This window comes from Klebsiella sp. MBT K-1 (assembly GCF_002556465.1).
Taxonomy (GTDB): domain Bacteria; phylum Pseudomonadota; class Gammaproteobacteria; order Enterobacterales; family Enterobacteriaceae; genus Klebsiella; species Klebsiella grimontii.
The window spans coordinates 15257-26264 of sequence record NZ_PDEL01000030.1 but is presented as its reverse complement, the minus strand read 5'-3'; the positions used below and the strand labels follow the sequence as shown (position 1 = coordinate 26264).

The window sequence follows — 11008 nt, the reverse complement described above, 5'->3', positions numbered from 1 at the left end:
GCGATGGACGACGGTCTGCGTTTCGCAATCCGTGAAGGCGGCCGTACCGTTGGCGCGGGCGTTGTTGCTAAAGTTCTGGGCTAATAATTAGTTCTGAATTAAAAAGGGCGCTAAGGCGCCCTTTTTGCTGTCTGCTATATGTGAGCTGCAGCACGATGACCGGCAGCAAATAGAGTAAATGTTTATTTAATAGACAGGCTATTGTAATCATAACTATTCTCATTTACACTTTGTTTGTAAGTTGAACGGGAGTATATATGTACGTTTGTCTGTGTAATGGTGTGAACGATAAAAAAATTCGTCAGGCTGTGCGCCAATTCAATCCTCAGTCTTTTCAACAACTGCGAAAATTTATTCCCGTTGGAAATCAATGCGGTAAGTGCGTCCGTGCGGCGCGCGAGATTATGGAAGATGAATTAACCCGCATGCCGGAATATCAAGAGATCGCCTGAAGCCCCTCAGCTTTACTTTGACATCCCTATAGCTCGAACTACGCTTCAATAAGTGGAAGCGGAGGGACTATATAATGAAAGGTGATGTCAAAATCATAAGTTATCTCAATAAATTATTGGGAAATGAGCTTGTCGCAATTAATCAATACTTTCTCCATGCGAGAATGTTCAAGAACTGGGGCCTGATGCGCCTCAATGATGTCGAATACCACGAATCTATCGATGAAATGAAGCATGCCGATAAGTATATTGAGCGCATTTTGTTTCTCGAAGGGATCCCGAACCTGCAGGATCTCGGCAAACTCCGCATCGGAGAAGACGTCGAGGAGATGCTGCAATCTGACCTAAGGCTGGAGCTGGAAGGGGCGAAGGATCTACGCGAGGCCATTGCCTATGCCGACAGCGTCCATGACTACGTCAGCCGTGATATGTTAATCACTATCCTCGCAGATGAAGAAGGCCATATCGATTGGCTGGAAACCGAATTGGACCTGATAGGCAAAATTGGTTTGCAGAATTATCTTCAGTCGCAGATTAAAGTGGCTGACTGATAAACGTCTGCCATCCACAGAACACACCCGCTGCGGCCAGGAAAGGGCCAAAAGGCAGCGGGTGGTGTAGCGTCTGCCTTGTTCTCGTGCACAAAATCAGCGCCGTTACGGCCGCGCAGGCCAGAATAGCTGCGATGAGAACCAGCTGCGGTAAAACTTCCCACCCATGCCATGCCCCAAGCGCGGCGAGAAATTTAATATCGCCGTAGCCGATGCCTTCCCGCCTGCGTATTCCCCTGTAGAGCCAATAGATCAAGCCAAAGGCCAGATAGCCGCCTATCGCGCCCCAGACGGCATGTACCAGATTGGCCGGCGACAGACAGAGATAATAAAGCAACCCACTCCACAGCAGAGGGCAGGTAAATTTATCGGGTAGCAAGCCATAGCGCAGATCGTGCCAACAAAGCGTGAGTAATAGCCCGCCATGGATAATAAAGAATGCAAAGGTCGCTATTGTCATCGATTGTTCCCGCGTTTTGGCCTTAGTGACCGAGTGTGGTGCTGGAACGGGGTTTCTGGCAAAAGGCAATAAACAGGAGTGGACTTCCTAATCCAGAGTATTTGCTGGCCTTTCATGGTATTGCAGTAAACGTGGGTGCGTGCTCCCGGAAACAGGTGATGATTTTGTACGCAGCCCTTGCGTTGTATCTGAATTTGCGTATAATGCGCGGGCCTGTCAAAGTTGACGGCCGGTTCGATATGAACCCCGGTAGTAGCAACACGCTACCAAACAATGTTCCCAATTGGGGAACTATGTAAGAACGGTTACACTCTCCCATCAATCGTAATGGGTATGAGGAGTAACCATTTCGTCTATAAAATAATTGGAGCTCTGGTCTCATGCAGAACCAAAGAATCCGTATCCGCCTTAAAGCGTTTGATCATCGTCTGATCGATCAATCAACCGCGGAAATCGTCGAGACTGCTAAGCGCACTGGTGCGCAAGTCCGTGGTCCGATCCCGCTGCCGACCCGCAAAGAGCGCTTTACCGTTCTGATTTCTCCGCACGTCAACAAAGATGCGCGCGATCAGTACGAAATCCGCACTCATAAGCGTCTGGTTGACATCGTTGAGCCAACTGAAAAAACCGTTGATGCTCTGATGCGTCTGGATCTGGCTGCCGGTGTAGACGTGCAGATCAGCCTGGGTTAATCAGGTCATCGAGCGATTGAGAGGTTGAAACAATGATTGGTTTAGTCGGTAAAAAAGTGGGCATGACCCGCATCTTCACTGAAGATGGCGTATCTATCCCAGTAACCGTAATCGAAGTTGAAGCAAACCGCGTTACTCAGGTTAAAGATCTGGCTAACGATGGCTACCGTGCCGTTCAGGTTACCACTGGTGCTAAAAAAGCTAACCGTGTAACTAAACCGGAAGCGGGTCACTTCGCTAAAGCTGGCGTTGAAGCTGGCCGTGGTCTGTGGGAATTCCGTCTGGCTGACGGCGAAGAATTCACCGTAGGTCAGGACATTAGCGTTGAACTGTTTGCTGACGTTAAAAAAGTTGACGTAACCGGTACCTCTAAAGGTAAAGGTTTTGCTGGTACCGTTAAGCGCTGGAACTTCCGTACCCAGGACGCTACTCACGGTAACTCCTTGTCCCACCGCGTACCGGGTTCTATCGGTCAGAACCAGACTCCGGGCAAAGTGTTCAAAGGCAAGAAAATGGCAGGTCAGCTGGGTAACGAACGTGTCACCGTTCAGAGCCTGGACGTAGTACGTGTTGACGCTGAGCGCAACCTGCTGCTGGTTAAAGGCGCGGTCCCGGGTGCAACCGGTAGCGACCTGATCGTTAAACCAGCTGTGAAGGCGTAAGGGGATAGCAATGGAATTAGTATTGAAAGACGCGCAGAGCGCGCTGACTGTTTCCGAAACTACCTTCGGTCGTGATTTCAACGAAGCGCTGGTTCACCAGGTTGTAGTTGCTTATGCAGCTGGTGCTCGTCAGGGTACTCGTGCTCAGAAGACTCGTGCTGAAGTAACTGGTTCAGGCAAAAAGCCGTGGCGCCAGAAAGGTACCGGCCGTGCGCGTTCAGGTTCTATCAAGAGCCCGATCTGGCGTTCAGGTGGCGTGACCTTCGCTGCGCGTCCGCAGGACCACAGTCAAAAAGTTAACAAAAAGATGTACCGCGGCGCGCTGAAAAGCATTCTGTCCGAACTGGTACGTCAGGATCGTCTGATCGTTGTCGAATCATTCTCTGTTGAAGCGCCTAAAACTAAGCTGCTGGCACAGAAACTGAAAGACATGGCTCTGGAAGATGTGCTGATCATCACCGGTGAGCTGGACGAGAACCTGTTCCTTGCTGCGCGCAACCTGCATAAGGTTGACGTACGTGATGCAACTGGTATCGACCCGGTTAGCCTGATCGCCTTCGACAAAGTCGTAATGACTGCTGATGCTGTTAAGCAAGTTGAGGAGATGCTGGCATGATTCGTGAAGAACGTCTGCTGAAGGTGCTGCGTGCACCGCACGTTTCTGAAAAAGCGTCTACTGCGATGGAAAAAACCAATACCATCGTTCTCAAAGTTGCTAAAGACGCGACCAAAGCAGAAATCAAAGCTGCTGTGCAGAAACTGTTTGAAGTCGAAGTCGAAGTCGTTAACACCCTGGTTGTTAAAGGGAAAGTTAAACGTCACGGACAGCGTATCGGTCGTCGTAGCGACTGGAAAAAAGCTTACGTCACCCTGAAGGAAGGCCAGAATCTGGACTTCGTCGGCGGCGCTGAGTAAGTCGGAGGAGTAATACAATGGCAGTTGTTAAATGTAAACCGACATCTCCGGGTCGTCGCCACGTTGTTAAAGTGGTCAACCCAGAGCTGCACAAGGGCAAACCTTTTGCTCCGCTGGTTGAAAAAAACAGCAAATCCGGTGGTCGTAACAACAATGGCCGTATCACCACCCGTCATATCGGTGGTGGTCACAAACAGGCCTACCGTATTGTTGACTTCAAACGCAACAAAGATGGTATCCCGGCAGTTGTTGAACGTCTTGAGTACGATCCGAACCGCTCCGCGAACATCGCGCTGGTTCTGTACAAAGACGGTGAGCGCCGTTACATCCTGGCCCCTAAAGGCCTGAAAGCTGGCGACCAGATTCAGTCTGGCGTTGATGCTGCAATCAAAGCAGGCAACACCCTGCCGATGCGCAATATCCCGGTTGGTTCTACCGTTCATAACGTAGAAATGAAACCAGGTAAAGGCGGTCAGCTGGCGCGTTCCGCTGGTACTTACGTTCAGATCGTTGCTCGCGATGGTGCTTATGTCACCCTGCGTCTGCGTTCTGGTGAAATGCGTAAAGTCGAAGCAGATTGCCGCGCTACTCTGGGCGAAGTTGGCAATGCTGAGCATATGCTGCGCGTTCTGGGTAAAGCAGGTGCTGCACGCTGGCGTGGTGTTCGTCCTACCGTTCGCGGTACTGCGATGAACCCAGTCGACCACCCACATGGTGGTGGTGAAGGTCGTAACTTTGGTAAGCACCCGGTAACTCCGTGGGGCGTTCAGACCAAAGGTAAGAAGACCCGCAGCAACAAGCGTACTGATAAATTCATCGTACGTCGCCGTAGCAAATAATTTTAGAGGATAAGCCATGCCACGTTCTCTCAAGAAAGGTCCTTTTATTGACCTGCACTTGCTGAAGAAGGTAGAGAAAGCGGTGGAAAGCGGAGACAAGAAGCCCCTGCGCACTTGGTCCCGTCGTTCAACGATCTTTCCTAACATGATCGGTTTGACCATCGCTGTCCATAATGGTCGTCAGCACGTTCCAGTTTTTGTTTCCGACGAAATGGTTGGTCACAAACTGGGTGAATTCGCACCGACTCGTACTTATCGCGGCCATGCTGCTGATAAAAAAGCGAAGAAGAAATAAGGTAGGAGGAAGAGATGGAAACTTTAGCTCAACATCGCCATGCTCGTTCTTCTGCTCAGAAGGTTCGCCTTGTTGCTGACCTGATTCGCGGTAAGAAAGTGTCGCAGGCCCTGGATATTCTGACCTACACCAATAAGAAAGCTGCTGTACTGGTCAAGAAGGTACTGGAATCTGCCATTGCTAACGCTGAACACAACGATGGCGCTGACATTGATGATCTGAAAGTTGCGAAAATTTTCGTAGACGAAGGCCCGAGCATGAAGCGCATTATGCCGCGTGCTAAAGGTCGTGCAGATCGCATCCTGAAGCGCACCAGCCACATTACTGTGGTTGTGTCCGATCGCTGAGACTCTGGAGACTAGCAATGGGTCAGAAAGTACATCCTAATGGTATTCGCCTGGGTATTGTAAAACCATGGAACTCAACCTGGTTTGCGAACACCAAAGAATTCGCTGACAACCTGGACAGCGATTTTAAAGTACGTCAGTACCTGACTAAGGAACTGGCGAAAGCGTCTGTATCTCGTATCGTTATCGAGCGTCCGGCTAAAAGCATTCGTGTGACCATTCACACTGCTCGCCCGGGTATCGTTATCGGTAAGAAAGGCGAAGACGTAGAAAAACTGCGCAAGGTCGTCGCGGATCTCGCTGGCGTGCCTGCACAGATCAATATTGCCGAAGTTCGTAAGCCTGAACTGGACGCTAAATTGGTTGCTGACAGCATCACTTCTCAGCTGGAACGTCGCGTTATGTTCCGTCGTGCTATGAAGCGTGCTGTACAGAACGCAATGCGTCTGGGCGCTAAAGGTATCAAAGTTGAAGTTAGCGGCCGTCTGGGCGGCGCGGAAATCGCACGTACCGAATGGTACCGTGAAGGTCGCGTACCGCTGCACACTCTGCGTGCTGACATCGACTACAACACCTCTGAAGCGCACACCACTTACGGTGTAATCGGCGTTAAGGTATGGATCTTCAAAGGTGAGATCCTGGGTGGTATGGCTGCTGTTGAACAACCGGAACCGGCTGCTCAACCTAAAAAGCAGCAGCGTAAAGGCCGTAAATAAGGAGCGTCGCTGATGTTACAACCAAAGCGTACAAAATTCCGTAAAGTGCATAAAGGCCGCAACCGTGGTCTGGCGCAGGGTACGGATGTTAGCTTCGGCACTTTCGGTCTGAAAGCTGTTGGCCGTGGTCGTCTGACTGCACGTCAGATCGAAGCAGCACGTCGTGCTATGACCCGTGCAGTTAAGCGTCAAGGTAAGATCTGGATCCGTGTATTCCCGGACAAACCGATCACCGAGAAGCCGCTGGAAGTTCGTATGGGTAAAGGTAAAGGTAACGTGGAGTACTGGGTTGCCTTGATTCAGCCGGGTAAAGTCCTTTATGAAATGGACGGCGTACCGGAAGAGCTGGCCCGTGAAGCATTCGGCCTGGCAGCAGCGAAACTGCCGATCAAAACCACCTTTGTAACTAAGACGGTGATGTAATGAAAGCAAAAGAGCTGCGTGAAAAAAGCGTTGAAGAGCTGAACGCTGAGCTGCTGAACCTGCTGCGTGAGCAGTTCAACCTGCGTATGCAGGCTGCAAGTGGCCAGCTGCAACAGACTCATCTGCTGAAGCAAGTGCGTCGTGATGTTGCACGCGTTAAGACTTTACTGACTCAGAAGGCGGGTGCGTAATGACCGATAAAATCCGTACTCTGCAAGGTCGCGTGGTTAGCGACAAAATGGAGAAATCCATTGTTGTTGCTATCGAACGTATGGTGAAACACCCGGTATACGGCAAATTCATCAAGCGTACGACCAAACTGCACGTACATGACGAGAACAACGAATGCGGTATCGGTGACGTGGTTGAAATCCGCGAATGCCGTCCGCTGTCCAAGACTAAGTCCTGGACGCTGGTTCGCGTTGTAGAGAAAGCGGTTCTGTAATACAGTACGCATTCTCGATACGGATAAACGGCTCAGCGATGAGCCGTTTATTTTTTCTACCCATATCTGATTTGCGGTGTTATAATGCCGCGCCCTCGATATGGGGCTTTTTTAACGACCCTATTTTTGGGTCTCAGTAGTAGTTGACATTAGCGGAGCACTAAAATGATCCAAGAACAGACTATGCTGAACGTCGCCGACAACTCCGGTGCACGTCGCGTAATGTGTATCAAGGTTCTGGGTGGCTCGCACCGTCGCTACGCAGGCGTAGGCGACATCATCAAGATCACCATCAAGGAAGCAATTCCGCGTGGTAAGGTCAAAAAAGGTGATGTGCTGAAGGCGGTAGTGGTGCGCACCAAGAAGGGTGTTCGTCGCCCGGACGGTTCTGTCATTCGCTTCGATGGTAATGCATGCGTTATTTTAAACAATAACAGCGAGCAGCCCATCGGTACGCGTATTTTTGGGCCGGTAACTCGTGAACTTCGTAACGAGAAGTTCATGAAAATTATCTCTCTGGCCCCAGAAGTACTCTAAGGAGCGAATCATGGCAGCGAAAATCCGTCGTGATGACGAAGTTATCGTGTTAACCGGTAAAGATAAAGGTAAACGCGGTAAAGTTAAGAATGTCTTGTCTTCCGGCAAGCTCATTGTTGAAGGTATCAACCTGGTTAAGAAACACCAGAAGCCGGTTCCGGCTCTGAACCAACCAGGCGGCATCGTTGAAAAAGAAGCTGCTATTCAGGTTTCTAACGTTGCGATCTTCAATGCGGCAACCGGCAAGGCTGACCGTGTAGGCTTTAGATTCGAAGACGGCAAAAAAGTCCGTTTCTTCAAATCTAATAGCGAAACTATCAAGTAATTTGGAGTAGTACGATGGCGAAACTGCATGATTACTACAAAGACGAAGTAGTTAAAAAACTCATGACTGAGTTTAACTACAATTCTGTCATGCAAGTCCCTCGGGTCGAGAAGATCACCCTGAACATGGGTGTTGGTGAAGCGATCGCTGACAAGAAACTGCTGGATAACGCAGCAGCCGATCTGACAGCAATCTCCGGTCAAAAACCGCTGATCACCAAAGCACGCAAATCAGTTGCAGGCTTCAAAATCCGTCAGGGCTATCCGATCGGCTGTAAAGTAACTCTGCGTGGCGAACGCATGTGGGAGTTCTTTGAGCGCCTGATCACTATTGCTGTACCGCGTATCCGTGACTTCCGTGGCTTGTCCGCTAAGTCTTTCGACGGTCGTGGCAACTACAGCATGGGTGTCCGTGAGCAGATCATCTTCCCAGAAATCGACTACGATAAAGTCGACCGCGTTCGTGGTTTGGATATTACCATTACCACTACTGCGAAATCTGATGAAGAAGGCCGCGCTCTGCTGGCTGCCTTTGACTTCCCGTTCCGCAAGTAAGGTAGGGTTACTTAATGGCTAAGCAATCAATGAAAGCACGCGAAGTAAAGCGCGTGGCTTTAGCTGATAAATTCTTCGCTAAACGCGCTGAACTGAAAGCTATCATCTCTGATGTGAACGCAACCGACGAAGATCGTTGGAACGCTGTTCTCAAGCTGCAGACTCTGCCGCGTGATTCCAGCCCGTCTCGTCAGCGTAATCGCTGCCGTCAAACAGGTCGTCCGCATGGTTTCCTGCGGAAGTTCGGGTTGAGCCGTATCAAGGTCCGTGAAGCCGCAATGCGCGGTGAAATCCCGGGTCTGAAAAAGGCTAGCTGGTAATTGTCACCAATTGAATCACGGGAGTAAAGACAGATGAGCATGCAAGATCCGATCGCGGATATGCTGACCCGTATCCGTAACGGTCAGGCCGCGAATAAAGCTGCGGTCACCATGCCTTCCTCCAAGCTGAAAGTGGCAATTGCCAACGTGCTGAAGGAAGAAGGCTTTATTGAAGATTTTAAAGTTGAAGGCGACATCAAGCCGGAACTGGAACTGACTCTTAAGTATTTCCAGGGTAAAGCTGTTGTAGAAAGCATTCAGCGTGTCAGCCGCCCAGGTCTGCGCATCTACAAACGTAAAGATGAGCTGCCGAAAGTTATGGCGGGTCTGGGTATCGCGGTTATTTCTACCTCTAAAGGTGTTATGACCGATCGTGCAGCGCGCCAGGCTGGTCTTGGTGGCGAAATTATCTGCTACGTAGCCTAATCGGAGGAAAAAATGTCTCGTGTTGCTAAAGCACCGGTCGTTGTTCCTGCCGGCGTTGATGTAAAAATCAACGGTCAGGTTATTACGATCAAAGGTAAAAACGGCGAGCTGACTCGTACCCTCAACAATGCTGTTGAAGTTAAACATGCAGATAATGCTCTGACCTTCGGTCCGCGTGATGGTTTCGTGGATGGATGGGCTCAGGCTGGTACCGCGCGTGCCCTGCTGAACTCAATGGTTGTTGGTGTTACCGAAGGCTTCACTAAAAAGCTTCAGCTGGTTGGTGTAGGTTATCGTGCAGCGGTCAAAGGGGATGTAGTAAACCTGGCTTTAGGTTTCTCTCATCCTGTTGAGCATAAACTGCCGGCCGGTATCACTGCAGAATGTCCGACTCAAACTGAAATCGTGCTGAAAGGCGCTGATAAGCAGGTGATCGGTCAGGTTGCAGCAGATCTGCGCGCCTACCGTCGTCCTGAGCCTTATAAAGGCAAGGGTGTTCGTTACGCCGACGAAGTCGTGCGTACCAAAGAGGCTAAGAAGAAGTAAGGTAACACTATGGATAAGAAATCTGCTCGTATCCGTCGTGCGACCCGCGCACGCCGCAAGCTCCAGGAGCTGGGTGCAACTCGCCTGGTGGTACATCGTACCCCGCGTCATATTTACGCACAGGTAATTGCACCGAACGGTTCTGAAGTTCTGGTAGCTGCTTCTACTGTAGAAAAAGCTATCGCTGAACAACTGAAGTACACCGGTAACAAAGACGCGGCAGCAGCTGTGGGTAAAGCTGTTGCTGAACGCGCTCTGGAAAAAGGCATCAAAGATGTTTCCTTTGACCGTTCCGGGTTCCAATATCATGGTCGTGTCCAGGCACTGGCAGATGCTGCCCGTGAAGCTGGCCTTCAGTTCTAAGGTAGAGGTGTAAGATGGCTCACATCGAAAAACAAGCTGGCGAACTGCAGGAAAAGCTGATCGCGGTTAACCGCGTATCTAAAACCGTTAAAGGTGGTCGTATTTTCTCCTTCACAGCTCTGACTGTAGTTGGTGACGGTAACGGTCGCGTTGGTTTTGGTTACGGTAAAGCGCGTGAAGTTCCAGCAGCGATCCAGAAAGCGATGGAAAAAGCCCGTCGCAATATGATTAATGTCGCGCTGAACCACGGCACCCTGCAACACCCGGTTAAAGGTGTTCACACGGGTTCTCGTGTATTCATGCAGCCAGCTTCCGAAGGTACCGGTATCATTGCCGGTGGTGCAATGCGCGCCGTTCTGGAAGTTGCTGGAGTTCATAACGTTCTGGCCAAAGCATATGGTTCCACCAACCCGATCAACGTGGTTCGTGCAACTATTGATGGCCTGGAAAATATGAATTCTCCAGAAATGGTCGCTGCCAAGCGTGGTAAATCCGTTGAAGAAATTCTGGGGAAATAAACCATGGCAAAGACTATTAAAATTACTCAAACCCGCAGTGCAATCGGTCGTTTGCCGAAACACAAGGCAACGCTGCTTGGCCTGGGTCTGCGTCGTATTGGTCACACCGTAGAGCGCGAGGATACTCCTGCTGTTCGTGGTATGGTCAACGCGGTTTCCTTCATGGTTAAAGTTGAGGAGTAAGAGATGCGTTTAAATACTCTGTCTCCGGCCGAAGGCTCCAAAAAGGCGGGTAAACGCCTGGGTCGTGGTATCGGTTCTGGCCTCGGTAAAACCGGTGGTCGTGGTCACAAAGGTCAGAACTCTCGTTCTGGCGGTGGCGTACGTCGCGGTTTCGAAGGTGGTCAGATGCCTCTGTACCGTCGTCTGCCGAAATTCGGCTTCACTTCTCGTAAAGCGATGATCACGGCAGAAGTTCGTCTGTCTGATCTGGCTCACGTAGAAGGCGATGTTATCGACCTGAACACGCTGAAAGCGGCTAACATTATCGGTATCCAGATCGAATTCGCGAAAGTGATCCTGTCTGGTGAAGTATCTCGTCCGGTAACTGTTCGTGGCCTGCGCGTGACTAAAGGTGCTCGTGCTGCTATCGAAGCTGCTGGCGGTAAAATTGAGGAATAAG

Annotated in this window: 25 protein-coding genes; 24 read left to right on the top strand and 1 reads right to left on the bottom strand. The window is 50.4% G+C overall.

Annotated elements, in window-relative coordinates:
* From CMQ96_RS27755 to bfr, 3 genes are all read left to right on the top strand, one after another.
* Window positions 1–84, top strand: an 84-nt coding sequence (locus CMQ96_RS27755) for a hypothetical protein (RefSeq protein WP_000740160.1), incomplete at its 5' end; no start/stop codon positions are given.
* A 173-nt stretch (window positions 85–257) separates the two neighbouring features.
* Complete coding sequence (bfd, locus tag CMQ96_RS27745; protein WP_004125913.1) at window positions 258–452, top strand: bacterioferritin-associated ferredoxin; 195 nt, start codon at window positions 258–260, stop codon at window positions 450–452.
* A gap of 74 nt (window positions 453–526) precedes the next feature.
* The gene (gene bfr / locus CMQ96_RS27740; RefSeq protein ID WP_004125910.1) at window positions 527–1003 is read left to right on the top strand and encodes a bacterioferritin; all 477 of its coding nucleotides are present in this window, start codon (window positions 527–529) and stop codon (window positions 1001–1003) included.
* Here the strand turns inward: bfr and CMQ96_RS27735 are convergent.
* Window positions 987–1463, bottom strand: coding sequence for an A24 family peptidase (locus tag CMQ96_RS27735; protein WP_098067611.1), 477 nt, complete (start codon window positions 1461–1463; stop codon window positions 987–989). The genes bfr and CMQ96_RS27735 overlap by 17 nt on opposite strands.
* 380 nt (window positions 1464–1843) lie before the next feature.
* Between CMQ96_RS27735 and rpsJ the strand changes: the two genes are divergently transcribed.
* From rpsJ to rplO, 21 genes are all read left to right on the top strand, one after another.
* Window positions 1844–2155 carry a 30S ribosomal protein S10 gene (gene rpsJ, locus CMQ96_RS27730; RefSeq protein ID WP_001181005.1) on the top strand — a complete coding sequence of 104 codons (312 nt, stop codon included), beginning with the start codon at window positions 1844–1846 and terminating at the stop codon, window positions 2153–2155.
* Window positions 2156–2187: 32 nt separating this feature from the next.
* Window positions 2188–2817, top strand: a complete 630-nt coding sequence (gene rplC / locus CMQ96_RS27725; protein WP_004106354.1) for a 50S ribosomal protein L3 — start codon at window positions 2188–2190, stop codon at window positions 2815–2817.
* A gap of 10 nt (window positions 2818–2827) precedes the next feature.
* On the top strand, window positions 2828–3433 hold the full coding sequence (gene rplD, locus CMQ96_RS27720) for a 50S ribosomal protein L4 (protein WP_003031119.1): 606 nt from the start codon (window positions 2828–2830) through the stop codon (window positions 3431–3433).
* A complete protein-coding gene (rplW, locus tag CMQ96_RS27715; protein ID WP_000617546.1) occupies window positions 3430–3732 on the top strand; it encodes a 50S ribosomal protein L23 in 303 nt (100 codons plus the stop codon). The genes rplD and rplW overlap by 4 nt, the downstream gene beginning before the upstream one ends.
* A 17-nt stretch (window positions 3733–3749) precedes the next feature.
* Window positions 3750–4571 (top strand): 50S ribosomal protein L2, encoded by an 822-nt coding sequence (rplB, locus tag CMQ96_RS27710; RefSeq protein ID WP_000301869.1) that lies wholly within the window; start codon window positions 3750–3752, stop codon window positions 4569–4571.
* A 16-nt stretch (window positions 4572–4587) separates the two neighbouring features.
* Window positions 4588–4866: a 30S ribosomal protein S19 gene (rpsS, locus tag CMQ96_RS27705; RefSeq protein ID WP_001138115.1), complete on the top strand. Its 279-nt coding sequence runs from the start codon at window positions 4588–4590 to the stop codon at window positions 4864–4866.
* 14 nt (window positions 4867–4880) lie between these two features.
* Window positions 4881–5213 carry a 50S ribosomal protein L22 gene (gene rplV / locus CMQ96_RS27700; protein ID WP_002919773.1) on the top strand — a complete coding sequence of 111 codons (333 nt, stop codon included), beginning with the start codon at window positions 4881–4883 and terminating at the stop codon, window positions 5211–5213.
* A gap of 17 nt (window positions 5214–5230) precedes the next feature.
* Window positions 5231–5929: a 30S ribosomal protein S3 gene (rpsC, locus tag CMQ96_RS27695; protein ID WP_004106350.1), complete on the top strand. Its 699-nt coding sequence runs from the start codon at window positions 5231–5233 to the stop codon at window positions 5927–5929.
* A 12-nt stretch (window positions 5930–5941) separates the two neighbouring features.
* On the top strand, window positions 5942–6352 hold the full coding sequence (gene rplP, locus CMQ96_RS27690; RefSeq protein ID WP_002919759.1) for a 50S ribosomal protein L16: 411 nt from the start codon (window positions 5942–5944) through the stop codon (window positions 6350–6352).
* On the top strand, window positions 6352–6543 hold the full coding sequence (gene rpmC / locus CMQ96_RS27685; protein ID WP_002919754.1) for a 50S ribosomal protein L29: 192 nt from the start codon (window positions 6352–6354) through the stop codon (window positions 6541–6543). Before rplP ends, rpmC begins: the two co-directional genes overlap by 1 nt.
* Window positions 6543–6797, top strand: a complete 255-nt coding sequence (rpsQ, locus tag CMQ96_RS27680) for a 30S ribosomal protein S17 (protein ID WP_004106347.1) — start codon at window positions 6543–6545, stop codon at window positions 6795–6797. The genes rpmC and rpsQ overlap by 1 nt, the downstream gene beginning before the upstream one ends.
* Window positions 6798–6962: 165 nt before the next feature.
* Complete coding sequence (rplN, locus tag CMQ96_RS27675; RefSeq protein ID WP_000613954.1) at window positions 6963–7334, top strand: 50S ribosomal protein L14; 372 nt, start codon at window positions 6963–6965, stop codon at window positions 7332–7334.
* A 10-nt stretch (window positions 7335–7344) separates the two neighbouring features.
* Complete coding sequence (gene rplX, locus CMQ96_RS27670) at window positions 7345–7659, top strand: 50S ribosomal protein L24 (protein WP_004106345.1); 315 nt, start codon at window positions 7345–7347, stop codon at window positions 7657–7659.
* Between the two features lie 14 nt (window positions 7660–7673).
* A complete protein-coding gene (rplE, locus tag CMQ96_RS27665; protein ID WP_001096202.1) occupies window positions 7674–8213 on the top strand; it encodes a 50S ribosomal protein L5 in 540 nt (179 codons plus the stop codon).
* Between the two features lie 14 nt (window positions 8214–8227).
* Window positions 8228–8533: a 30S ribosomal protein S14 gene (gene rpsN / locus CMQ96_RS27660; protein ID WP_002919667.1), complete on the top strand. Its 306-nt coding sequence runs from the start codon at window positions 8228–8230 to the stop codon at window positions 8531–8533.
* 33 nt (window positions 8534–8566) lie between these two features.
* Complete coding sequence (gene rpsH, locus CMQ96_RS27655) at window positions 8567–8959, top strand: 30S ribosomal protein S8 (RefSeq protein WP_004106343.1); 393 nt, start codon at window positions 8567–8569, stop codon at window positions 8957–8959.
* A 12-nt stretch (window positions 8960–8971) separates the two neighbouring features.
* A complete protein-coding gene (rplF, locus tag CMQ96_RS27650; RefSeq protein WP_004106341.1) occupies window positions 8972–9505 on the top strand; it encodes a 50S ribosomal protein L6 in 534 nt (177 codons plus the stop codon).
* A 9-nt stretch (window positions 9506–9514) separates the two neighbouring features.
* Entirely contained in the window at window positions 9515–9868 is a 354-nt protein-coding gene (gene rplR / locus CMQ96_RS27645; protein ID WP_000358960.1) for a 50S ribosomal protein L18, read from the top strand.
* 14 nt (window positions 9869–9882) lie between these two features.
* Window positions 9883–10386, top strand: coding sequence for a 30S ribosomal protein S5 (gene rpsE, locus CMQ96_RS27640; RefSeq protein WP_004106339.1), 504 nt, complete (start codon window positions 9883–9885; stop codon window positions 10384–10386).
* A 3-nt stretch (window positions 10387–10389) separates the two neighbouring features.
* A complete protein-coding gene (rpmD, locus tag CMQ96_RS27635) occupies window positions 10390–10569 on the top strand; it encodes a 50S ribosomal protein L30 (RefSeq protein WP_001140434.1) in 180 nt (59 codons plus the stop codon).
* Window positions 10570–10572: 3 nt separating this feature from the next.
* Window positions 10573–11007, top strand: coding sequence for a 50S ribosomal protein L15 (rplO, locus tag CMQ96_RS27630; RefSeq protein WP_004106336.1), 435 nt, complete (start codon window positions 10573–10575; stop codon window positions 11005–11007).
* Window position 11008 lies beyond the last annotated feature (1 nt).

What these genes read in the sequence shown, in the direction of transcription:
- bfd (WP_004125913.1), top strand. Translation starts at nt 258, where the DNA reads ATGTACGTTTGTCTGTGTAATGGTGTGAACGATAAAAAAATTCGTCAG.
- rplX (WP_004106345.1), top strand. Translation starts at nt 7,345, where the DNA reads ATGGCAGCGAAAATCCGTCGTGATGACGAAGTTATCGTGTTAACCGGT.
- rplR (WP_000358960.1), top strand. Translation starts at nt 9,515, where the DNA reads ATGGATAAGAAATCTGCTCGTATCCGTCGTGCGACCCGCGCACGCCGC.
- rplO (WP_004106336.1), top strand. Translation starts at nt 10,573, where the DNA reads ATGCGTTTAAATACTCTGTCTCCGGCCGAAGGCTCCAAAAAGGCGGGT.
- rplV (WP_002919773.1), top strand. Translation starts at nt 4,881, where the DNA reads ATGGAAACTTTAGCTCAACATCGCCATGCTCGTTCTTCTGCTCAGAAG.
- rplE (WP_001096202.1), top strand. Translation starts at nt 7,674, where the DNA reads ATGGCGAAACTGCATGATTACTACAAAGACGAAGTAGTTAAAAAACTC.
- CMQ96_RS27735 (WP_098067611.1), bottom strand. Translation starts at nt 1,463, where the DNA reads ATGACAATAGCGACCTTTGCATTCTTTATTATCCATGGCGGGCTATTA.
- rplC (WP_004106354.1), top strand. Translation starts at nt 2,188, where the DNA reads ATGATTGGTTTAGTCGGTAAAAAAGTGGGCATGACCCGCATCTTCACT.
- rpsC (WP_004106350.1), top strand. Translation starts at nt 5,231, where the DNA reads ATGGGTCAGAAAGTACATCCTAATGGTATTCGCCTGGGTATTGTAAAA.
- rplN (WP_000613954.1), top strand. Translation starts at nt 6,963, where the DNA reads ATGATCCAAGAACAGACTATGCTGAACGTCGCCGACAACTCCGGTGCA.
- rpsS (WP_001138115.1), top strand. Translation starts at nt 4,588, where the DNA reads ATGCCACGTTCTCTCAAGAAAGGTCCTTTTATTGACCTGCACTTGCTG.
- rplW (WP_000617546.1), top strand. Translation starts at nt 3,430, where the DNA reads ATGATTCGTGAAGAACGTCTGCTGAAGGTGCTGCGTGCACCGCACGTT.
- rpsH (WP_004106343.1), top strand. Translation starts at nt 8,567, where the DNA reads ATGAGCATGCAAGATCCGATCGCGGATATGCTGACCCGTATCCGTAAC.
- rpmC (WP_002919754.1), top strand. Translation starts at nt 6,352, where the DNA reads ATGAAAGCAAAAGAGCTGCGTGAAAAAAGCGTTGAAGAGCTGAACGCT.
- rpsE (WP_004106339.1), top strand. Translation starts at nt 9,883, where the DNA reads ATGGCTCACATCGAAAAACAAGCTGGCGAACTGCAGGAAAAGCTGATC.
- rpsQ (WP_004106347.1), top strand. Translation starts at nt 6,543, where the DNA reads ATGACCGATAAAATCCGTACTCTGCAAGGTCGCGTGGTTAGCGACAAA.
- rplP (WP_002919759.1), top strand. Translation starts at nt 5,942, where the DNA reads ATGTTACAACCAAAGCGTACAAAATTCCGTAAAGTGCATAAAGGCCGC.
- rplB (WP_000301869.1), top strand. Translation starts at nt 3,750, where the DNA reads ATGGCAGTTGTTAAATGTAAACCGACATCTCCGGGTCGTCGCCACGTT.
- bfr (WP_004125910.1), top strand. Translation starts at nt 527, where the DNA reads ATGAAAGGTGATGTCAAAATCATAAGTTATCTCAATAAATTATTGGGA.
- rpsN (WP_002919667.1), top strand. Translation starts at nt 8,228, where the DNA reads ATGGCTAAGCAATCAATGAAAGCACGCGAAGTAAAGCGCGTGGCTTTA.
- rplD (WP_003031119.1), top strand. Translation starts at nt 2,828, where the DNA reads ATGGAATTAGTATTGAAAGACGCGCAGAGCGCGCTGACTGTTTCCGAA.
- rplF (WP_004106341.1), top strand. Translation starts at nt 8,972, where the DNA reads ATGTCTCGTGTTGCTAAAGCACCGGTCGTTGTTCCTGCCGGCGTTGAT.
- rpmD (WP_001140434.1), top strand. Translation starts at nt 10,390, where the DNA reads ATGGCAAAGACTATTAAAATTACTCAAACCCGCAGTGCAATCGGTCGT.
- rpsJ (WP_001181005.1), top strand. Translation starts at nt 1,844, where the DNA reads ATGCAGAACCAAAGAATCCGTATCCGCCTTAAAGCGTTTGATCATCGT.